This window comes from Duganella sp. OV510, assembly GCF_900100205.1.
Lineage (GTDB): Bacteria > Pseudomonadota > Gammaproteobacteria > Burkholderiales > Burkholderiaceae_D > Rugamonas.
Genome location: NZ_FNEQ01000001.1, coordinates 1,096,148 through 1,117,410, shown reverse-complemented (window position 1 = coordinate 1,117,410; position 21,263 = coordinate 1,096,148). Strand labels below are relative to the sequence as shown.

Here is a 21,263-nt window from a genome sequence, read left to right as displayed (position 1 = left end):
GTTGTCGCTACATCTTGTGAGACGGCAGGATAGTCGTACAGGAAAGTAGACATCGTTTTGCCAGCCAACAGATAGTCGAACATGCGCTTGATGGGACATTCAGCCAGCTATCGGGATCGTCCAAATAACTATTCAGTTTAGTAGCTGAAAGATATCCTTCAAGCGGACTGAAAAACAATGGGCTCAGGACATCATGTCGATATCCTGAGCCCGTTAGTGGGGATGGCTTTAAGCCAGATCAATCGTACATGCTGAATCAGCGCGGCAGCGCGATCACCTCGCCGATGCCGGAGTGGTCGTGCTTGTCGCCGTACACGCGGTCCAGCTCTACTTGCGCAAACTCGCCGGTGCAGTGGCCGGCGGCGACGCGTTCCACGTGCCAGCGTGTCTTGAAGTTGTTCACCACTTCGCTGACTTGCTGGTCGCTCTTGTCGACCAAGTGCAGTCCGCCGACGATCGTGTACAACTGCTTGTCGTACTGCGATGCAGCCTCCAGGATGCGCTCGATGCCCGGGTGCGAGCAACCGACCACCACCGCCAGGCCTTGCGGCGTACGGATCGCCAGCGACAGTTCATTCAGCTCCAGCGTGCCCTTGCTGTCCGACACGGTCTTGACCAGGTATAGCCCCGGCGCCACCTCCACCGATTTGTCGATCAGCGTGAATCTGGCGGCAGGCCATGGCGAATCGATGGTCAGGCTGGCGGGCGGCTTGCCGTTGAAGTAGCGCAGGTCGGGCGTGATACCGGCCGCATTGCGCAACAGCGCCTTGGCGGCAGGCGGGGAGGGCGGCGTGCCGAAGGAGCCGGTTTCCAGCGGCGCGTAGATTTTGACGGTAGGGTTCTGTTCCAGCACATAGGCCAGGCCGCCGGTGTGGTCGCCATGGCGATGCGAGATGACCACGAAATCCAGCGTTTTCAGATCGATGTTGAGCTTGCGTACATTGTCGGCAAAGGTCTGGTACTGGCCGCCGGCGTCGAACAGGATGCGTTTGCCCTGGTACTCGACCAGCGCCGAATAACCCCAGCCGCGCTGCAAGTCCGACGGTTTGCCAAACGCATCGAAAATCACCGTGACACGCGCCGGCGCATCATCGGCTTTGGCGGGTAGCAGGCAGCTCAGGCCTGCCAGCAAAACGAACAAGCGGAACAACTTCATATCTGATCCTTGTCTGATGAGGGAATCAGACAATTTTCACGCGCGGCGGATTTTTCCGCCAAGTCTATTTCCGCATAGTGTTATTGGTTTTCCGAAGAAGGCAGTAGCAGATCGCGCAGGCGGTCGGCGGCGCCCGGTATGCGCTCCAGTCGCGGATAGCGCAACGAATCGAAATAGGGGATGCTGGCCGAACGTACCGCGCCATCCGCCTCGAAGTCCAGTGCGATGGCCTGCTTGCTGGCGGCGCTGTCGCGGATTGCCTGCTTTAGTCCCTCATCGGTATAAGGCTGTCCGCCGACCGATACCAGGCGTGCGCCCAGGCTGATGCCGGCCTTGAACGCCGGGCCTTCCCATGCCACGCTCTTGATCGCGCCCTTTTTTCCTATTACCAGTCCGAGCGAGGTGGACAGGTCCATGCCGCCGAGGTCCACCTCATGCAGCGTAAAGAATTCCGTTGGCTGGTCGGTGTACACCAGGCGATAGCCGCCACGTTTCAGACCGTCGAGCAGATAGGTGTCGTCGTGCGCGTGCAGGCGTTGCTTGAAATAGGCCGCCCAGTCATACGGCGCGATCTTGTTGAGCGTCTTGCAGACATCTTCGAAGGTGTAGGTGGTGATGGTGCGCGTATTCTGCCCCGCGCCAAAGAACACGGCGGCGAAATCCAGCATGCTTTTGCGATCCTTGGTCAGTGCGCGCAGCAGCATGTCGACGTCCAGCCAGAGCAGCACGCCTTCGGCATAGTAGTCCTCGCGGCGCTGCCAGTCGCGCCAGTTGACTGGCTTGGCCGGCATGTACAGCGCATCGACGGTGCTGTCCTGCAGCGACTTCCACGCGCGTCCCGGGCGATTCGCCATCAGCGACGCATCGACCGCCAGCGCATCCAGGCTTTGCTGCACGCTGCGCAAGCCCTGGCGCGTGCTGATCACGTGCGCCCAGAATTCGGTCTGGCCTTCATACACCCACAGCAGGCTGCCGCGCATCGGCAGGTTCAGGTTGGGTGTGTATAAATCGGCAGGCTGGCGCGTGCGGCCGTTCCACGAGTGGATGAACTCGTGCGCCACCAGATTGGCCATCAGCACCTGCTCGCCGGGATCGCGCGCGTAGTTGGCCGAGACATTGATTTCAGTGGACTCCTGATGCTCTACGCCGCCGCCAGAAGGCAGTACATCCGACAGCGACATCAGGAAATCGAAATGCCGGTAGTGTTGCGAACGGAACAGCTGTGGCACGGCGGTCGCCAGCGTTTTGAACTTGGCGATCAACGTTGCCGGCAGGTCGAGTGAGGCGGCGCTGTCGCCGAACATATTCAGCCGCACTTGTGTACCGTCCAGGTCGATGCGCTTGTAGTAGCGGCCCGCGTACACCGGTGCATCGACCAGGTCTTCAAAATTGGCCGGCTTGAAGGTGACGCGATTGCCGCTGGACCTCGCCGTTTCCAGCGACGTCGCAAACTGGAAACCATCAGGGATTGTCAGCTCGGCCTGCACGCCGACATTCCGGATGTACCACCCGGCTGGATACAGCGCTACCTTTTGCCAAGACAGGATCAACAGATCGCGTGACATCAGCTTCGGGCCGGCTGCGGCGGGCAGGTACTGAAACTCCAGTTGGATCGCGCGCGCGCCGGATGGCACGTTGATGTGGAAAGCGTAGGGATTGGCATCGTCGCGCCGCCAGTCCAGCCGGCGTCCGTCCGCATGGATCATCAGGCCGGCCAGCGGCGCGGCTTCCTGCGTTGGTGAGTGACTGCCGGTTTCCCATTGAGGATAGAGCAACACCATGGCGCCGGGCTTCTGAACCGGAATGGTTTCGCGTACGCGAAAGATCTTGTGCACGCTGTCGCTCGCGTCGACCGCAAGCTGGATATCGCCTTTAAAAGGAATGTCTCGCGGCGCCGGGATCATGCCGGCCATGGCGAGGCAAGGAAGGATGAGCAGGGAGAGCAGTAGTTTTTTCATATCGTGCGTCTTGCAATATACATGCCAAACGTAAGCCGTTGAATGGCAAGGGTATCGGGCCGTCCGCCCGGTGTAAAGCTGTCCGCACGGACGTCCGATGTCAGGCGCGCGTCACGCGGTGGGTGTTTGGACTATCGTGGAAAAAAGGAGGTGCGTATGTTGAAGACTTGCTTGGTGGGATTGGGTCTGGCTGCGGTAACTGCGGTTGTGCCGCCGGGAGACGAGAAGAAAACGAAGACCAAGGTGCTGGAGGCGGGCGCGAAGGTATTGCAGAGTAACCGGCCGCTGGCGGGCTTCGATATTTATCTGGTTGGCTTTCATCCAATGAAAGAACATCCGGAGCAGCAGATGGAGGCCCATCATTACTGTCATCAGATGAACGAGGATTTCGCGCAATGCATGCTATTTGACGGTAACGCCGAAGACGCGAACCTGAATGGCGTGGAATACATCATCTCCGAGAAGCTGTTTGCATCTTTGCCGGCCGGGGAGCGTGCATTCTGGCATCCGCACAACGGCGAGATCCTCAGCGGCCAGCTGATGGCGCCCGGCATACCCAAAGCCGCCGAGAAAGCGCTGATGAAAACCAAGATGAACAGCTATGGCAAGACATGGCACTTCTGGCACACGGATCAACAGAAGCTGCCGCTGGGCGAACCCATGCTGGCATGGTCATTCAACCGTGACAACGAGGCGGTGCCCGGCCTGGTGGAGAAACGCGATGAAAAGATGGGGCTGGACACCGCCACCACGCGCGCGTCGCGACGTGACCTGCTGCCGCTGGCCAGGCCGCAGTCGGGCGTGGATGATCTCAAAGGCAAGTTTCCGCGCCCGACCACTGACATCCCTGGCGTAAGGCAGCAGTAGCTCCTGCAGCAGTAGCGTCTGTTACCATACGCCTTTTTGGGAGTGAAGATGGCGCGGGATATGACTGCGTACCGCCAGATGGCGGTGCAATCGGTGGCGTGGGGCGGACAGGTGGCGATCTATCCGTTGCCCGGCCAGGCCTATTCGACCGACCTGCCGGTGCAATGCTCGCGCCGCATGAGCGACACCAGCATCTATCCGCTCGGCACCTGCTTCCTGGTGGACGCCAAGCTGACCGACCGCCAGGGCGGCCCGCAGTACCTGTATGTCTGGCATGGCGACGACATCAAGGTACTGTCGGATAAGGAAGCCGAGGTATTCCTTGGCGCCTATCGGCGCGTGCGGCTTTAATGTACCGCGTGCAGCTTGGCGGCGGGCTTGTCGCCATCGCGCGCCCACAGCAGCGCGACCGCCGCCATCGACAACGACAGCACGCCACCAACCACCATTGCGCTTGATACGCCCAGATGATCGACCGCCAGGCCGCCCACCAGCGCGCCGCCGGATAGCGCGATCTGCGCGGTAGTGACGAACACCGCGCCGCCACTTTCCATCGCATGCGGCGCGGCCTGGAAGATCCAGGTCTGCACCGACATCGGCATCATGCCAAACGCAATGCCCCAGATGACCACCAGCACACCCGCGCCGATCAGGCCATGGCCCAGCAACGGCAGCGCGGCGGTCGACAAGCCCATCACCACACCGGTGGTGATCAGCCCGGCCCGTACGCTGCGCGCCAGGATCTTGCCGCCGATTACGTTACCCGCCAGGCCCGCCGCGCCATACACCAGCAGCAGGATGCTGATGGTCTTGGCGTCCAGCTGCGTCACCTGGGCGAGGAAGGGCGTGATATAGGTGTAGGCCGTGAATTGGCCGATAAAGATCAGCATGGTGATGAAGATGCCCAGCCGCGCCTTGGGCACGCGCAGCAGTTCCGGCAACTGGCGGAAGGTGACCGAGGACTTGGCCGGCAGCGCCGGCAGCAAACGCATTTGCGTCAGCAGCACCAGCACGGCAACCAGGCTGCCGGCGTGGAAGGCGGTGCGCCAGCCGAACAGTTCGCCAATCAGCGCGCCGGCCGGCACGCCGGCCACGGTGCCGATCGAGACGCCGGCAAATATCATCGACAGCGCTTTCGGCTCCATGCCCGGCTGAACCAGCCGCGTGCTCAATGCTGGTCCCAAGGCCCAGAAGCCGCCAACGCCGACGCCCAGCAGCGCGCGGCCCACCAGGATCAGCGGGAAGGAATGCGAGAAGGCGACGATCAGGTTGGACAGCAGCATGGTGCCGGTCAGGCTCCACAGCACGTAGCGGCGGTCGGTCTTGCCGATGCCGACGGTGACCAGGATGGCCGCCACCGCCGCCACCAGGCCGGGCACGGTAATCATCATGCCGGCCACGCCTTCGGTGATACCGAGTTCGGCAGCAATTGCCGGCAGCAGGCCGACCGGCAGGAATTCGGTGGTCACCAGCGCGAACGCGCCAATGGCGATGGACAGCACGCCTGGCCACGGTGAGTGATGGGGAGCAGGCGAGGCCGGCGCGGTGGCGACGGTCGCCTGGGTATTTTGTTTTTGCATGGGAATTCCTGAAAAAGCTTGAGTTTTTTACTGGTCGGTTCATAATGTCCGTAGCAAGGAACTTTGTCAATAAATTTTTAACCGATCGGTATGAAAGAGAGAAAAATCGGCCGCCCGCGCACCTTCGACGCGGATAGCGCGCTGGAAAAAGCGATGAAGGTGTTCTGGGAGAAGGGCTACGAAGGCAGTTCGCTGCCGGAGTTGACCGAAGCCATGGGCATGAACCGGCCCAGCATGTACGCGGTGTTCGGCAACAAGGAGAACCTGTTCAAGCTGGCATTGGAACGTTACGGCGCCAGCCGCGATCCCCTGTTTGAAGCAGCGTTGCAACAGCCGACCGCGCGCGAAGTGGTCGAGCATTTCCTGCGCGGTAACGCCAACGCCCAGACCGAGGAAGAGAGCCCACACGGCTGCCTGGTCATCAATGGCGCGCTGGCATGCAGCGACGATGCGCTGCCGATCCGTAACACGCTGATCGAACGCCGCGCCGCCGCCGAGGACCGGCTCAAGCAGCGTTTCATCCGCGCCAGTCAGGAAGGCGATTTACCGCCGAATTTCTGCGCCGGCCAGATGGCGCGCTACGTGATGACCGTGTCCAACGGCATGGCGGTGCAATCCGCTGCCGGCGCCACCCGCGAGCATTTGCAGCAGGTGGTGGACCAGGTGCTGTACGGCTGGCCGAAGAAGTGACGGCTTAGTCGCCGCTGGCGTCGTCCTCGTCGTCATTGCCGGCGCCTTCCTTGACGGCCTGCGAACGCGCGCCGTCGGCGCCGGTTTTCAGTTTGGCGGCATTGGCCAGGAACTGGTCGACGCTGCGATCCTCGCTGTGCCGCACTTCCGGCGGCAGCAGCACCGACATATACAGCTCATCCGCCGCGCGGCCCGTGCTTTGCAGGTTGGACAGCACCATCAGGCCGGAGCCGGCCAGCAGCATCACCGTCGCGGCAATCAGGAAGCGGCGCGGGTGGTGTGGCTTGATGGTAATCAGGTGGAAGAAGATCATCGCACAGGCGATGCCCAGCGTGACCAGGTTGCCGTAGCGCGTCAGCGATTCCGCCGACCACGCATAGGCCAGCACCGAGCTGCCCATGCGCCACAAGCCCACCACCGCCAGCGCGCTGCCGAGAATGAACAGATGGCGTCCCATGCGCGCATGTGCGCCGAACAGCCGGTTGGCCAGCGCCCATACGCCCGCCCACAGCAGGCCGGCGGCCAGGCTGGACGCCAGCACCAGCAGGTAACGGATCAGCGCGAACGGTTCGACATCCGACAGCCAGGTTTCCACGCAGCTGAACAGCGCGATCAGCACCAGGCCGATGGTGGCCGGTGTGCCGCCTTCCCAGCCGTGCATGGTGGTGTCGGCGATTTCCGGCGCCACCGGGAAGTCGGCGCCGCGCACGCGCAAGCGGGTGTGGCCGAGGCGCACCACGGCTTCGCCGTCGAGCGACATGCTGCTCTGCTTGCGGCCCTTGTAGACAATGCCGTTCTTGCTGCCGAGGTCGCGCAGCACCACCTGGTTGTGCTGGTCGGTTTCGATGATGGCGTGGCTGGCGGCGCTATGGGCATCGTCGAGGATGATGTCGTTGTCGTAGCTGCGGCCGATGCGGATCGGCAGCGCACTTACCTTGTGACGGTGCAGCACGTCGCCATTGCGGGCGAGGATTTCGATGAAGTAAGGGGCTTTCATTTGACGCCGCCTTTCTTCGCCGTGGCCGGCGCCAGCGACAGCGATTCAAGGAACACGCGCGTCAGGCGCATGCCGTTGTCATAAGAAACGCCGCGCGCATCGAGCCGGCTTTGCAGGCTCATCAGGCCCTGGTCGGTGCTGGCGGTCAGCAGTGCAAAGTCGTACAGGCCGGCGAACTTGCGGTAGGCGCGCACACACAGCACGGCGCGCAGCGACAGGTCTTTGTGCTTGACGAAGCTTTCGGTGCAGTTGGGGCCGGTCAGGCGCGCGTCGCGGTTGCTGCCGAAGTGTTCGTTCTTGAACGAGGTGCTGGCCAGTTGTGCGAAGCGCAGCTGGTCGAGGCCGGTGCTGCGCAGGAACTGGTGGCGGATAGCAATCTGGCCGGTCTGTAGCGAGCCGCTGACGAAGATCGCCGATTCCATCGCACAGCTGGCGTCGTCCACCGAGAATGGTTTGTCGGCCTTGACGTTGGAGCGGCCCCAGCAGCGCATCTGTTCGGATTCGCGCACCGGCACTTGATACGGTCCCATCGGTTTCAGGCTCAGCGGGCTGGCGAGCAGCTGGTTGACCATCGCAGTCTGGTGCGCCAGCAACTGGCTGGCCACCACCGAGGTGAAATCGGCCGGCGCTTTTTGCTGGGCTTCGACTTTTTTCAGCAGGTCCTGTGCGTAGCGCGCCGGCACCAGGAAGCTGACCAGTTCGCCGTCAAGGCGCTTGGAGACGTTGACGCCGGCCACCGAGCCGTCGGCCGTCACGCTGGGGCCGCCGCTCATGCCGGAGTTGATCGGGCCGGTGAACATCAGCTGGTCGTAGAAGCTGCGGGTGATGACGCCGTTGTAGGCCCCTTCGGAAATCGCGAAGCCGAGATCGAGCGGATTGCCCATCGAGTACAGGTATTGGCCCTGCGTCAGGCGTGCGAGTTTTTCCGGCATCTTGAAAAAGCCGGTGCCGTTGCGGTTCACGCGCAGCACGGCCAGGTCGTGCAGCACGTCGACCGCCAGCAGTTCAACATTGCCGCGCTGGCCGCTGGTGTCCACCCATTCGCCGACGTAGGTGTCGGGATCGAGGGCGAATTGCGAGACCACGTGATAGTTGGTCAGCACCAGGTTGCTGGTGCCGATCAGGAAACCGGAGCCGACCGAGGATTGCGTGCGGCCGCTTTTCAGCAGCGAGCGCACTTGCAGGATGTCGTTCTTGGCGGAGGCGTACAGGTGCTGGGCGGCGCTGGAGGGCGGCGGCAGCGGCGCGCCGTCGGCGTTGGCCGCATCGCCGGCATCGGCGGTGTTGCTGTCGGCCGCGCCATTGGCGCCATGCGCGCCCTGTGCGCCCTGTACGGCGCCTGACGCGGCAGCGGCAGGTGGTGTGGCGGTGGCCGGTGCTGCGTTGGCTTGGCCGGTGGGCGGCTTGGCGCCGGGCTGCGCCGCTGCGGCGGGGTTGGTTGGTATGGCTGGCTTGGCTGATGCCGCGCGCGCCGCCGGGCTGGCGGGCTGCTGCGCGGTGGCGGTTTCGGGCGCTGCCGGCGCGATGCCGGCGCAGGCCCAGGTGAAAGCAAGAATGCTGGCGAGCTTGGTGACTTTCATGCAGTCCTTAAAACAACGTTACAGCGCGCCATCCTCCACCGGCACCGGCGTCAACGGCGTCATCATGTGGCCCAGCTTGGCGGCCTTGGTATCCAGATAATACTGGTTGAAGGCATTGCGGTTGACCAGCAGCGGCACGCGCTCGGCCACTTCAACGCCCAGATTCGTCATGGCACTGATCTTACGCGGATTATTGGTCATCAGGCGCAGGCTTTTTACGTTGAACTGTTCGAGCATGGGCTTGACCAAGCCATAAGTACGCTGATCCGGCTTGAAGCCCAGCTGTTCATTGGCCTGCACCGTGTCGGCGCCAGCCTCTTGCAGGCGGTAGGCGCGAATCTTGTTGACCAGGCCGATGCCGCGGCCTTCCTGGCGCAGATAGAGCAGCACGCCCCGGCCTTCATCGGCAATCTTCTTCAGCGCGCCTTCCAGCTGGGCGCCGCAATCGCAACGTTGCGAGAACAGCACGTCGCCGGTCAGGCACTCCGAATGGACGCGCGCCAGCACCGGCTCGCCATTGCCGATATCGCCCAGCACCATCGCCAGGTGTTCCTTGCCGGTGGCTTTCTCGACGAAGGCGTGCAGCGTGAACTGGGCCCAAGGCGTTGGCAGGGCGCAGGAGGTGACGTAGTTCAGTTCGTCTTGGGACGGGATTTCTGCGCTCTGCGACATGGTTTTGCTCTTTATTCTATTCATCCAGGGTAAAAAAGGCGCGCCGGGCTGTTCCAACAGACCCGGCGCGCCCTTCATGATACCAAAACTGGCGGAAATGTTTTGAGGGCCCCCTCGGACCCTCAAGCCTGCTTATTGTTTAGGCAGGTCGAACAGCAGCAGTTCAGCTTCTTCCGCCTGATCCAGCGTGACGACTGGCTCGTCGCTCAGTTTCAGCGCGTCGCCGGCTTTCAGATGCACGCCGTTGACAGTGACCGCGCCGCGGATCAGGTGCACATAGCCAATCCGGCCTTCTTTCAGCTCATGTTTCAGGCTGTCGCCCTCGGCCATGATGGAGGCGTAGATCTCTGCATTCTGGTGGATCAGCACCGAACCTTTGCGGCCATCGTTCGACGCAATCAGGGCCAGCTTGCCTTGTTTGCTCTCGGGAGCGAAGTTCTTTTCCTCGTAGCTTGGAGGAATGCCGACCTGGTCAGGCTGGATCCAGATTTGCAGGAAGTGCACGATTTCATCACGGTTGTGGTTGAACTCGCTGTGACGCACACCGGTGCCGGCGCTCATGCGCTGGACATCGCCGTAGTGCAGCACCGAACCGGTCCCCATGCTGTCCTTGTGTTCCAGCGCGCCGCTCAGCACGTACGAAATGATTTCCATGTCACGGTGGCCGTGGGTGCCAAAACCCTGGCTGCCTTGCACTTTGTCTTCGTTGATGACCAGCAGCGGGCCGAAACCGACGTGTTCCGGGTCATGGTAATGACCGAAGGAGAAGCTGTGTTTGGAGTCCAGCCAGCCGTGGTTAGCTTTGCCGCGCGAATCAGAATGACGTACTTGTAACATGATGTGCTCCATTTCTTGTTGGGGTTAATGTGCGATAATTTTGAAAGCGTTCTTTCGTATCGCTGCATCCATGAATCACATTGTAGTCCGCTGATTCCAAATAAAAAAACGGAAAAATTACCGTCCTACTATCGAAAAAATCGAATGCTCAGACTAAGCCTTGAAGCCCTGCAAATCGTGGACGCCATCGACCGGCGCGGTTCCTTCTCCGCTGCCGGCAAGGAATTGCACCGCGTGCCATCGACGATTTCGTACACCGTCAGCAAGCTGGAGGACGATCTCGGCGTGCAGGTGTTTGAACGCAACGGCCCGCGCGTGGAGCTGACGCCGGCCGGCGCCGAGCTGCTTAAAGAGGGGCGCTACCTGCTGAAGGCGGCGCAGGATCTGGAGCACCGGGTGCGCCGCGTGGCGTCAGGCTGGGAAACCGAGCTGGCGGTCGGCATGGATTCCATGTTTTCCGCCTGCCTGTTCCACGACGACGTGCCGGCTTTCTATGACGTGGCCAAGCAGACCCGCCTGCGCATCGTGCAGGAAGCCTTGTCCGGCACCTGGGAAGCCTTGCTGGAGCGCCGCGCCGATATTCTGGTGGGCGCGGCTGGCGACGGCCCGGCGGGTGGCGGCTATGTTTCCGAGCCGCTGGGCAAGATCAACTTTGTGTTTGCCGTGTCGCCATCGCATCCATTGGCGAGTGTCCAGGACAAGCTGGGACGGACGCATCTGCAACACTACCGCGCTGTCAGCGTGGCCGATTCGGCACGCCGGATGGCGCCGCGCACAGTCGGCCTGTTGCTGGGACAGGACACGCTGACCGTACCCGACATGAAAACAAAATTCCAGTACCAGCTGGCTGGCATGGGCTTTGGCTTCCTGCCCGAACCCTGCGCCCGTACGGCCATCGCCGCCGGCCTGCTGGTGGAGAAACAGGTCGAGGAGCCGAAGCCGGCCGAGACCTTTTACCTGGCCTGGCGCAGTGGTGAAAATGGCGCCGCATTAAACTGGTGGATCAACCGCATGCGACAACCGGGCCTGTTCGAACGCCTGATTAGCCAGCTGCCCCATCATAATGTTGACCAAGGCCAATAGTTTCGGGCAACATGTCAGGATCGCCTAACGTCTCGCTGGAACTTTCAATGACCGCCACGCCGCCTGTGTTTCCGCATCCTCTGGCTGACCGCAACGGCAGTCCGGCAGCCTTGCTGCTGGACCTCGCGCGCCTGCCTGCTGGCGCCGCGCCGGTGACCGTGCTGGAAGAACTGGCCGGCGGCAGCATGAGCTGCTACTACCGCGCCGGCGCCGACGAGGCCTTGCAGCAGTCACTGGAACAAGCCGGCTGGAAGCCGCTGCCGGCCGACAAGGCGCAGCGCGTCGACGACGCGCTGCCGAAAGAGCTGCCGCCCGCCATCCAGTGGATTGAAGGCGACTGGTTCCTGGCCACGCCGCCGAAGCCGGTCGGCACCCAGGCCGCGTCGCGCGCGCTGGCGCTGCGGCTGGTGCAACTGGTGTCCGCCGATGCCGACACCCACGAAATCGAAGCGCTGCTGCGCCAGGACCCGACCTTGTCATATCACCTGCTGCGGCTGGTGAATTCGCTGGGCATGGGCACCGGCCGCCGCGTCACCAGTTTTTCGCAAGCCATCCTGATCCTCGGCCGCTCGCAGCTGCGCCGCTGGCTGAACCTGATGCTGTTCTCGTCGCGCGAAGGCGACCAGCGCTCGGCCATGTTGCTGGCGCACGTGTCGGTACGGGCGCGGCTGATGGAGTTGCTGTCCAAGGCCATCGGCGAAGACAAGCATCATCAGGAACAGGCCTTCATGGTCGGCATGTTCTCGCTGTTGGGGACGCTGTTCGGCATGCCGCTGGAGGAAGTGCTGAAGCCGCTGACCATCAGCGACGCGGTGCAACGGGCGCTGCTGTCGCATGAAGGCGAACTGGGCCAGCTGCTTTGCGTGGTCGAATCCGCCGAGCGCGCGGAATACGATAGCCTGGGCGACTGCCTGGCAGCCTTGCAGCTGGACGGCGCCACCTTCAACCGCCTGGTTGCCGATGCTTATTTATGGATGCAAGGCGTCAGCGCCGGCAAGGCGGGTAACGTCCATGGTTAACGCGATCGAGCGTTGCCTTGAATTGAGCCGGCTGGCGCGCAGCCAGCAAGGCGAGGCGCTGGCGCAGACGCTGCGCGAGCTGGAGCAGGCCCTGACGCTGGCCCGTTCGACCGTCAAGCCGGCCGACATGCCGGCGTTGCCGGACGGCGCCACACTGGAACTCGACCTGACCGGTTATGTGACGGCCTGGAGCGCCGGCGCAGAAGGCATGTTCGGCTACACGGCCGCCGAGGTTATTGGCCAGCATGTATTGTTCCTGTATGCAGAGGACGATGACGACGGTAATATCGCCGAGCTGTTCTTCGACCACAGTCCCGGCGCGCTGGCGGCGCGCACCGAAGTGCGGCGGCGCAAGAAAAGCGGCGAGATCATCTGGGTGCACCTGGACATCGAACTGCGCCACGACGACAGCGGCGAACCGCTGGGCATGCTGGTGCGCGTGTCGCAAGCCAACCATGCGCTGTCCGACCAGGACAAGATCAACCTGCACGCGCGCATCATCGAAGACAGTGAGCAGGGCGTGCTGATTACCGATGCACATGAGCGCATCGTCTCGATCAATTCCTCGTTCACCCGCATCACCGGTTACACGCCAGCCGAATCGATCGGCAAGACGCCGGACCTGCTGCGCTCCGGCGTGCACGACGCCGAGTTCCGCGCCAAGGTGCGCACGGCGATGCAGGGCGGCGGTCCATGGCGAGGCGAGATCATCGGCAGGCGCAAGAATGGCGAGATGTTCCCGCAGTCGGTGACCATCAGTGCGGTGCGCGACCAGCGCGGCAGGATCAGCCACACGTTCTCGCTGTTCTCCGACATCAGCGTGCACAAGGATGCCGAGGCGCGCATGCAGCGCATGGCCAACTACGACCCGCTGACCGGCCTGCCCAATCTATGCCTGCTGACCACGCTGGTAGGCCAGGCGCTGACTGAAACCAAGCGGTCCGGCGAACATGGCGCCTTGCTGGTGGTGGAGATCACCCGCGTCGGCGCCATCAGCGATACGCTGGGGCATGATATCGGCAATGAATTGCTGAGTGAAATCGGGCGCATCTTCCGCCAGACGCTGCGCGAAGGCGATGTGCTGGCGCGGCTGGACGGCCATCGCTTCGCTGTCGCGCTGCTGCATGTGGAAAAGCGCGAGCACGCCGGCATCGTCGCCGAGAAGCTGTTGACGGCGCTGGCGTCGCCGATCCTGGTCGCGGCGCACAGCTTGCAGGTTGGCGCGCACGTCGGCATCACCGTCTACAACGAAGACGGCGCCGATGTGCCAACGCTGATACGCTATGCCGACGTAGCGGTGGCCAAGGCGGCGCAAAGCATCGAATCGAACTTCCTGTTCTACAGCGAAGAGATGAACCAGCGCGCCAAGGAGCATTTGCGCATCGAAAGCGAGCTTCGCCAGGCGCTGCACAACCACGAATTGCAGCTGTTCTATCAGCCGAAGGTGAGCTTGCGCAGCGGCCGCATTGTCGGCGCCGAGGCGCTGCTGCGCTGGCGCCATCCGGTGCGCGGGCTGGTGTCGCCGGGCGTGTTCATCCCGGTGGCGGAAGAGACTGGCCTGATCCATGACCTCGGCTCGTGGGTGCTGGAAGAGGCGTGCCGCCAGGTCAGGGAGTGGCGCGACGCCAACCTGATCATGCCGCCGATCGCGGTCAACCTGTCGGCGCGCCAGTTCGACAGCGAGCTGCCCAGGCGCGTCGCGGCGGTGCTGGAACGGCACCAGGTGCAGCCGGACCAGATCAACCTGGAAATCACCGAAAGCCTGCTGATGCGCGGCACCGAAAAAGTCATCGCCATCATGAACGAGCTGGTGGCGATGGGCATGGCGCTGGCGCTGGATGACTTCGGCACCGGTTACTCCAGCCTGGCGTACCTGAAGAAGTTCCCGATCAGCACGCTGAAGATCGATCGCTCCTTCGTCATCGGCCTGCCGTACGAGGAGAATGACTGCGCGATTGCGCGCGCCATCGTCACCATGGCACAGCAGCTGCGCCAGGAGATCGTGGCCGAGGGCGTGGAGACCGCCGAGCAGATGAGTTTCCTGCGCGAGCTAGGTTGCGACCAGCTGCAAGGCTATCTGTTCAGCCAGCCGGTGCCGGCCGCCGAATTTGCCGCCATGCTGCGCGAAGGCAAGCGGCTGGCTTTCCCTAACCGTTGATCAGTGTGCTACGGAAGAGAGATAGCGTGCTATGTTACAGGCTGACAGAATGGTCTGTTTTCATCCACCTGAGGAGACTTCCATGCTAAAACATACGTTTGCTGCAATGACGCTGGCTTGCGCCGGCCTGGCCCTGACCGGCTGCACTACCACCACCGGTGAAGGCAAGCCAAGCGCCGCCGCCGTCAAGACCGAGATCGAGCAGGGCGCCTACACCACGCTGGAGCGCCTGTACAAGGAGGTGCCGGGTTCGCGTGAACTGGTGCGCAAGGCAAACGGCGTGCTGGTATTCCCGAACGTGGTGGCGGCCGGCCTGGTGGTCGGCGGCGAATATGGCAAAGGCGTGCTGCGTAGCGGTGGCCAGTCGGTCGATTACTACAGCGTTGCTTCGCTGTCGGTCGGCTTCCAGGCGGGCGCGCAATCGAAGGCGGTGGTGCTGCTGTTCATGAGCCGCGAGGCGCTGGACAAGTTCCGCAATGGCAAGGGCTGGACCGCAGGCGTGGATGGCTCGGTGGCGCTGATCAAGGTGGGCGCGAATGGCGAGATCGACACCTCGACCGCCAATAATCCGATCCAGGGCTTTGTACTGACCAATGCCGGCCTGATGGCCAACCTGAATCTCGAAGGCACAAAGATTTCCAAACTTAATCTCTAAGGCAATAATGACGCGTAACACCCTGGACCAGGCCCATATTCATCCCGCTGCGCTGGCGCAGATCGAGAACAATCATGCTGCGCTGGTAGCGGAAGTGCAGGCCGCCATCACCGCCCACAAGGTGGTGGTGGTTGGCATGGGCTTGAATCCCTTTCCCGCCAAGGCACGCAAGATCCTGGACGGGCAGGGCACGCCGTACACCTACCTCAGCTACGGCAATTACTTTTCGCAATGGCGTCCGCGCCTGGCGCTCAAGCTGTGGAGCGGCTGGTCGACCTTCCCGATGATCTTCGTCAACGGCACGCTGATCGGCGGCGCCAATGATCTGCAAAAGCTGATCGCCAGCGGCGAGTTTCAGCGCATGCTGGCGGCCTAGTCGGGATCGACTTCGTCGTTGAGCTTTTCGGTCAGCTCTTTCAGTGACGGCGACGCTTCGTCCAGGTGGTAGACCACGCAATGGGGCGCGCCGCCGTCTTCGACTTCCAGTTCATATTTGAAATCCCAGGACTTCGGCGCCTGCTTGACCAGCTTGGGCGGCAGGGCGAAGAAGTCGCTGGCCTGTAGCAGCTGTTGCAACTGGCTGGCCTGCTCCTCTGGTAGTTGCTTCAGGTCGACGGTGCGGGTTTGCGCGCCGGCCGGGCCGGCAAAGCCGCCGGTGCATTTGAGTATCAAGCGCATGGTGTTTCCTTCACGTCACACCCACCACTTTCCACGCGGCCTGGATGGCGTGCTGCTCGGCCGAATCGGCGCCGTACAGCAGCGCGGCGGACTCGGTGGTGGCGTTGGCCATGTCGGCAAAGGTGGCGTTTGGCGTCAGCAGGCCCAGCGCCTTGTACCAGATCGGCCCGGCCTTGTCCCAGGAGTTGCCCTTGAGCGCGATGGCGGCCGCATAGAACGCGTGGTTGGGGATGCCGGAGTTGGTGTGCACATCGCCGTCTTCGATGTAGCCTGACATGTTTTTCGGCTGGTCGTCGCCGGACCAGGTGAGCGCCTGGTTACCAGGATCTGCCATCGAACGCAGCGCCTTACCGACCGACGGCGCCATGATGCCGGCGCCGATCAGCCAGTCGGCCTGCTCGACATTCTGCTTCAGCGTCCACTGTTTGACCACGCTGCCGAACACGTCGGAAATCGATTCATTGAGGGCGCCGCTCTGGTCTTCATACACCAGCCCGCCCGGCACGGCAAACTGCGTGACGCCATGCGTCAGCTCATGGGCGATGACATCCAGCGCGCCGGTGAAGCCGAGGAATAGCTTGCCGTCGCCATCGCCATAGACCATTTGCTGGCCGTTCCAGAAGGCATTGTTGAACTTGCTCTGGTAGTGAACCGTGGACTCCAGCCGCATGCCCTTGCCATCGATGGAATTGCGTTTCAGAACTTCGCGATAGAAATCGTAGGTGGCGCCGGCGCCGTCATACGCCTGGTTGACGGCGACATCGGTGGACGGCTTGCTGTCCTCGCCGCGCGCCAGCTTGCCCGGCAGTTTGGACTTGTTTTGCGCATCGTAGACAGTGCGGCGTTTCTCGCCGGTGGCGGCGGCCGCGATGCCCAGCACGACAGGCGCAACCGAGCGCTGGCCGCGCAGGTGGGCGGAAATTTCCGCTGCATCGAGCAGGCAATGGCGCTCGGTGGCGTCTTGCGTTTGTTCCGCCAGCTTGCGCAACATCTTGGGCGGAACGATGAAGCAGGTGCAGCCATGCGGATGCTCGGCCATAACGTTCTCCTAAACAATGCAATAACGTATTTATACACGTATTTGCGTTGCCGGCACGTCACCGTTGGCGCGCAGCGGTCTTGAGCGGATCGAGCAACATGCGCAGGTTGTTGTGGTCGAGTTCGTACATCAGCGCGATCAGGCCGCCCAGTTCGCCGGAGGGGAAACCTTCGCGCGCGAACCAGCCCAGGTAGTGGCCGGGCAGGTCGGCAATCTTGCGGCCCTTGTACTTCCCGTAGGGCATTTCGCGCGTCAGCAGCAGGGCGAGTTTTTCTGAGTTCATCCGCGCATGATAAACCCTTATTGCGGCGCCGACACCATCTCCAGCGGCACGCCGCCGCGCGCGGTGCGCAAGTTGACCAGGCGGACCGGTTCCAGCGCGTTTTCCGCCTTGCCGTCGGTGGTGACCGCCAGCGCGATGGTGTTCTGGCCGTTCGGGTTGAGGATGCCGGGCGGGATCACGAAGGTGCGCTGCGGCCCGATGTGGGCCGCGAACTGGCCCATGTTCCAGCCGTTGACGAAAATCAGCGCGCGGTTTTCGCGCTCCGAGCGCGGCTGCGTGGTGTCGCCGAAGGCCAGGCCCAGCTGCACATCGTGCTGCTTCGGCAGATCGAGCTGGAACTGGGTCTTCAGCCAGTAGGTGCCTGGCGCTGGTGGCGCGTCGGTGGACTGTGCCTTGCTCCAGCCTTGCTGCGGCGCTGATGGCAGGTGCCAGCCTTCGCGTTCGCCGTACAGGCCGCCGTTGTTGAGCGGGCCGCGCGCCACGTCGGTCAGCGTTTCGCCGCCGCGCGTGCCTTGCAGGCGCCAGGCGATCGGCACGGCGAAGCGCTTGCCGCCTTTCGATGTCAGCGAGGCGGAGATCAGGCCGCGTGCCTCGCGGTGGTAGTCGTCCGCCATCAGGTTCCAGTTGTGCGAGTTGTTGCGCACCATGACGGCGATCAGATGCTTGCCTGGCGCCAGATTGCCCAGTGCCAGCTTGACGCTATCGGTGGTTTCGGGGAAGGAACGGCCGGTGTCCAGTTCGTGCTGGCCGACGTAACGGCCGTCGATCCACACTTGCAGCATGCCGGCGCCGCCGGCGCCGTAGAACAGTTCCAGCTGATTGGTTTTCGGATCGGAGATGTCGATGCGGCCGCGATACCAGATGTCGCCGTGATGGAAACCGTAGTCGCTCATCGACAGCGTTGGCTGGCCGCGTTCGGGCATGGTCCAGGTTTGCGCCGCCGAGGCGCGCGTGTCGGCCTTGGTCCAGAGTGTGTCGTCGAAGTCTGGTCGGGCTTCCTGGCTGTCGGTGCGGCGCAGCCAGGTGGCGGTGGCCAGGTCGGGCAGTTTGACGGCTTCCGGCCCGGCCAGCGTGGCGCTGCGGTAGCTGCCGTCTGGTTGTGCGGTCAGTGCGAGGCGGCTGCCGTTGAAGGTGGCGGCACTGAAGGCCGGTCCCCAGATTTCCAATGCGCTGGCGGCCGAGGTGTCGCCGGTCAGCGCCAGCGTGCCGCCGGCCAGTGTGGCGCTGCGCACCAGTGCTGGCGTCAGTTGCAGCACCTGGCCGGCTGGCGTTTTCTGCGTCCAGAAGTTGATGCTGTTTTTGTTGTCGGCGATCAGTAGCAGCAAGGCCGGTTTGCCGCCGCCGCTGATGCGCACGCGCGCCAGGCCGTCGTGCACGTAGCTCAGTTTGAGATCGCCGCTGGCAGCGTCGTAGTGCGAGCTGACCTTGCCGGCCAATACTTCGACGCGCGGTGCGCTGGTGTAGCGCAGCACGGTTTCGCCGTCTTCGCCATCGCGGCCATGCAGCAGCGCGAGATCGCGCTCGCCCTGGCGGAAGTGGGTTTGCAGTTCGGAGGTGGAGTACACCAGTTGCTGGCGCTCCAGCGCATAGGACGCCAGCAGCATCTTGGCGTCCTGGCCGTTGAGGCGCAGCGGCACCGTGTAGCGGCGTTCCCTGGTGTCGAGTTCAAAGGTGAAGCGGTCGTCGCTCAACTGGTCGGAAGGGCTGTGCACGGCGAACAGGATGTGCGTGCCCAGCTTCGGATTGACGTTGTGGTAGACCTTCACCTTTGGCGACGAGGTCGGGATGAGCGGCCCTTTGCCCATCTGCGCCAGCGCCTGTTCGGCGGCTTGTACGAACATGCCTTGCTGCTTCAGCGTCAGCGCCTTCGGCCGCAGGCCACGGTCTTCCGAGATCGGCGCGCCGTAGTCGTAGGAGGTGTACACCACCGGGCCGCCCAGCCAGCCCCACGAGGTGCCGCCGAAGGTCATGTAGATGTTGTGGATGGTGATGCGGTTGATCAGATTGGTGCCGTAGAACACGCGCTGGTAACCGATGCCCTGGCGCTCGGCGGTGCAGTTGTAGGTGCCGTTGGAGCCCCAGTAGTCGAACCAGCCGCCGCCCAGTTCGGCGGCGAAGCCTGGCGTTTTCGGCGATGACAGTGCGCCGGCCTTGAAGCCGGGCTTGCCGTAGATTCCCCAGTCTGGCGCCTTGTTCGGTCCGGATGGATCGGCGAACACATTGCAGCTGCCGCCAGGGTAGCCGTCGAAGGCGTAGATGTCGGTTGGGCCGGAATTGGCCCATGGCGCGGTGGAGGTCGGCGGCGTCCAGTCGGGCAGGCGGCCGGCAGCGTTGTGGAAGAAGGGGACGGTGATGCCGTCAGCACGGGCTTTCTTGGCCAGGTGCTCCATCTGGCGCACGTGTTTCGGCTCCACCTTGCCCAGTTCGTTTTCCAGCTGGTAGGCGATGACGTTGCCGCCGCCGTCGGTGATCTGGTGGCGGGCGATGATGGCGTTAATTTGCGTCATCCATTCATCGGCGGCGGCCAGGTAGACCGGATCGTCGGTGCGGGCTTCGGCCTTGTTGCGGAACATCCAGCCGGGATAGCCGCCGCCGGTCAGTTCGGCGTTGACATAAGGGCCGGTGCGGGCGATGACGTACATGCCTTCTTCTTCGGCGATCTCAATGGCGCGTTCGACGTTGCGCACGCCGTTGAAGTCGTACACGCCGGGCGCTGGCGAGTGGTAGCCCCAGTCGAAGTAGAAGGCGATGCCGTTGAAGCCGACCGCTTTCATTTTCTGGATGATGTCGCGCCACAGCGAAGGGCTGGGCAGACGGAACGGGTGAATCTCGCCGGACCAGACGACGATGCGCTTGCCGTCCACCATCAGCGAGTGTTCGTCCCAGCTGACTTTGCGTGGTTTGCCTTTGGGCTTGGTAGCGGTGGTGTAGGCCTGGCGTTCGTCCAGCAGCACCGAGGCGTTGGCCACCGTGCCGGAGATGCCGCCGGTCTGAGTCTTGGTGCTCCAGGTGCGCAGCTTGTCGCTGCTGTCGGCGTACCAGAGCTGGCGGCCGTCGGCATCGTTGGCGTACAGGCGCCAGCCGCCACTCGGCAGCTTGACCAGCGCCGGCGTTCCAGCGATGCTGCCCAGCGCGGCCAGGCCGGCTTGCGGCTCTACTCTCCAAGGGCCAGCCAGCGTCGCGGCGGTCGCCAGTTCCAGCTGACCGCTGGCAGGATTACGCACCAGCGCGGCGTATGGCGCGGCCGAGGCTGGCGCTGCGTCGTGGCCGGCATTGGCGCGAGCACCGGCGCTGACAATGGCGCCGGCGCTGTCGCTCGCACCGACAGTTGCGCCGGCTGTCCCGACGCCGACGTCGCCGATGCGCGCGATCGCGGCGCCGGGGGGCAGTCCACGCGCTTGTTGCTGGGCCGACCATCGCGTGAATTCGGCGTCCGGCGTTAGTACATAGGTTTGTGCGCCTGCTTGCGTGGACAGCGACACGGCCAGCTGCGGCTGGCCGTCCACGCCGCTCAGCCAGCGCGGTGCGGCGGCCAGCGTCAGGCCTGGCAGCGCTGGCGCGACGATATCAAGCGGCTGCCAGTGTTTCAGGTCTGCCGACCGGGCGACCGCGATGCGCGCACCCTGCGCGTAGGCGATGTAGTAGTTGCCGGCATGGCGCACGATGGACGCATCGACGGCGACATCGGCTGCCGGAGCGCCGCTTGGCGCTGCCAGCGCTGTTAATGCTGTCAATGCCTCCGACGCCAGTGGCGTGAAGGTCACGCCATCGTAGGACGAATACACGCTCAACTTGCCGATGCTGGCCAATGGTGCGCCAACCAGCACAAACACCGGTGAATCCGCCGTGACCTGCTGGCGCGCCTGCTGCTTCTGCGCGTCCGACGCCTGCGGAATCCCCAGCTCCTGCGCGCCCGCATGCAGCGCCAGCGTCGCGCAAGCCATGGCGAGCAGGCGAGGCAGCAGGGATAGTCGGGGGCGGCGAAGCGCGGTGCGTGCAGTCGTCATGGGC

19 protein-coding genes are annotated in these 21,263 nt (G+C 63.3%); 8 read left to right on the top strand and 11 right to left on the bottom strand.

Annotation, left to right across the window (positions count from 1 at the left end; translation table 11 throughout):
• Positions 1 to 256: 256 nt before the first annotated feature.
• Complete coding sequence (locus BLS51_RS05150) at positions 257 to 1,156, bottom strand: MBL fold metallo-hydrolase (RefSeq protein WP_090177195.1); 900 nt, start codon at positions 1,154 to 1,156, stop codon at positions 257 to 259.
• An 80-nt stretch (positions 1,157 to 1,236) separates the two neighbouring features.
• On the bottom strand, positions 1,237 to 3,114 hold the full coding sequence (locus BLS51_RS05145) for a M61 family metallopeptidase (RefSeq protein ID WP_090177198.1): 1,878 nt from the start codon (positions 3,112 to 3,114) through the stop codon (positions 1,237 to 1,239).
• 156 nt (positions 3,115 to 3,270) lie between these two features.
• Here BLS51_RS05145 and BLS51_RS05140 point away from each other — a divergent pair, with 156 nt between their 5' ends.
• Together BLS51_RS05140 and BLS51_RS05135 are read left to right on the top strand one after the other, a co-directional pair.
• Positions 3,271 to 3,981, top strand: coding sequence for an OBAP family protein (locus tag BLS51_RS05140; RefSeq protein ID WP_090177202.1), 711 nt, complete (start codon positions 3,271 to 3,273; stop codon positions 3,979 to 3,981).
• 60 nt (positions 3,982 to 4,041) lie between these two features.
• Positions 4,042 to 4,332 (top strand): hypothetical protein, encoded by a 291-nt coding sequence (locus tag BLS51_RS05135; RefSeq protein WP_229207378.1) that lies wholly within the window; start codon positions 4,042 to 4,044, stop codon positions 4,330 to 4,332.
• On the opposite strand, the gene BLS51_RS05130 is transcribed toward BLS51_RS05135, so the two are convergent.
• Positions 4,329 to 5,561, bottom strand: coding sequence for an MFS transporter (locus BLS51_RS05130; RefSeq protein ID WP_090177209.1), 1,233 nt, complete (start codon positions 5,559 to 5,561; stop codon positions 4,329 to 4,331). The two genes, BLS51_RS05135 and BLS51_RS05130, sit on opposite strands and share 4 nt — an antisense overlap.
• A 90-nt stretch (positions 5,562 to 5,651) precedes the next feature.
• On the opposite strand from BLS51_RS05130, the gene BLS51_RS05125 reads away from it, so the two are divergent.
• A complete protein-coding gene (locus BLS51_RS05125) occupies positions 5,652 to 6,251 on the top strand; it encodes a TetR/AcrR family transcriptional regulator (protein ID WP_090177213.1) in 600 nt (199 codons plus the stop codon).
• A gap of 4 nt (positions 6,252 to 6,255) precedes the next feature.
• Here BLS51_RS05125 and BLS51_RS05120 read toward each other — a convergent pair whose 3' ends face one another.
• The 4 genes from BLS51_RS05120 to BLS51_RS05105 form a co-directional block, all read right to left on the bottom strand.
• The gene (locus tag BLS51_RS05120) at positions 6,256 to 7,248 is read right to left on the bottom strand and encodes an FHA domain-containing protein (protein WP_090177216.1); all 993 of its coding nucleotides are present in this window, start codon (positions 7,246 to 7,248) and stop codon (positions 6,256 to 6,258) included.
• Entirely contained in the window at positions 7,245 to 8,828 is a 1,584-nt protein-coding gene (locus BLS51_RS05115) for a S1 family peptidase (RefSeq protein WP_229207379.1), read from the bottom strand. Before BLS51_RS05115 ends, BLS51_RS05120 begins: the two co-directional genes overlap by 4 nt.
• 18 nt (positions 8,829 to 8,846) lie before the next feature.
• Positions 8,847 to 9,500, bottom strand: coding sequence for a GTP cyclohydrolase II (gene ribA, locus BLS51_RS05110; protein ID WP_090177222.1), 654 nt, complete (start codon positions 9,498 to 9,500; stop codon positions 8,847 to 8,849).
• Positions 9,501 to 9,632: 132 nt separating this feature from the next.
• Entirely contained in the window at positions 9,633 to 10,337 is a 705-nt protein-coding gene (locus BLS51_RS05105; RefSeq protein WP_090180585.1) for a pirin family protein, read from the bottom strand.
• A 144-nt stretch (positions 10,338 to 10,481) separates the two neighbouring features.
• On the opposite strand from BLS51_RS05105, the gene BLS51_RS05100 reads away from it, so the two are divergent.
• The 5 genes from BLS51_RS05100 (at position 10,482) to BLS51_RS05080 (ending at position 15,628) form a co-directional block, all read left to right on the top strand.
• Positions 10,482 to 11,420 carry a LysR substrate-binding domain-containing protein gene (locus tag BLS51_RS05100; RefSeq protein WP_090177225.1) on the top strand — a complete coding sequence of 313 codons (939 nt, stop codon included), beginning with the start codon at positions 10,482 to 10,484 and terminating at the stop codon, positions 11,418 to 11,420.
• Between the two features lie 47 nt (positions 11,421 to 11,467).
• Complete coding sequence (locus BLS51_RS05095; RefSeq protein WP_175472513.1) at positions 11,468 to 12,439, top strand: EAL and HDOD domain-containing protein; 972 nt, start codon at positions 11,468 to 11,470, stop codon at positions 12,437 to 12,439.
• A complete protein-coding gene (locus BLS51_RS05090; protein WP_090177234.1) occupies positions 12,432 to 14,597 on the top strand; it encodes a putative bifunctional diguanylate cyclase/phosphodiesterase in 2,166 nt (721 codons plus the stop codon). Before BLS51_RS05095 ends, BLS51_RS05090 begins: the two co-directional genes overlap by 8 nt.
• An 82-nt stretch (positions 14,598 to 14,679) precedes the next feature.
• Complete coding sequence (locus BLS51_RS05085) at positions 14,680 to 15,252, top strand: BPSL1445 family SYLF domain-containing lipoprotein (RefSeq protein ID WP_090177238.1); 573 nt, start codon at positions 14,680 to 14,682, stop codon at positions 15,250 to 15,252.
• A 7-nt stretch (positions 15,253 to 15,259) separates the two neighbouring features.
• Positions 15,260 to 15,628, top strand: a complete 369-nt coding sequence (locus BLS51_RS05080; protein WP_090177241.1) for a glutaredoxin — start codon at positions 15,260 to 15,262, stop codon at positions 15,626 to 15,628.
• Here BLS51_RS05080 and BLS51_RS05075 read toward each other — a convergent pair.
• The 4 genes from BLS51_RS05075 to BLS51_RS05060 are packed head-to-tail and all read right to left on the bottom strand — an operon-like array spanning position 15,625 to position 21,259.
• Positions 15,625 to 15,930 (bottom strand): protealysin inhibitor emfourin, encoded by a 306-nt coding sequence (locus BLS51_RS05075; protein WP_090177245.1) that lies wholly within the window; start codon positions 15,928 to 15,930, stop codon positions 15,625 to 15,627. The genes BLS51_RS05080 and BLS51_RS05075 overlap by 4 nt on opposite strands.
• A gap of 10 nt (positions 15,931 to 15,940) precedes the next feature.
• Positions 15,941 to 16,969, bottom strand: coding sequence for a M4 family metallopeptidase (locus BLS51_RS05070; RefSeq protein ID WP_090177248.1), 1,029 nt, complete (start codon positions 16,967 to 16,969; stop codon positions 15,941 to 15,943).
• Between the two features lie 58 nt (positions 16,970 to 17,027).
• Entirely contained in the window at positions 17,028 to 17,252 is a 225-nt protein-coding gene (locus tag BLS51_RS05065; RefSeq protein ID WP_090177251.1) for a DUF3820 family protein, read from the bottom strand.
• 17 nt (positions 17,253 to 17,269) lie between these two features.
• On the bottom strand, positions 17,270 to 21,259 hold the full coding sequence (locus BLS51_RS05060; protein ID WP_229207380.1) for a beta-galactosidase: 3,990 nt from the start codon (positions 21,257 to 21,259) through the stop codon (positions 17,270 to 17,272).
• Positions 21,260 to 21,263: the final 4 nt, after the last annotated feature.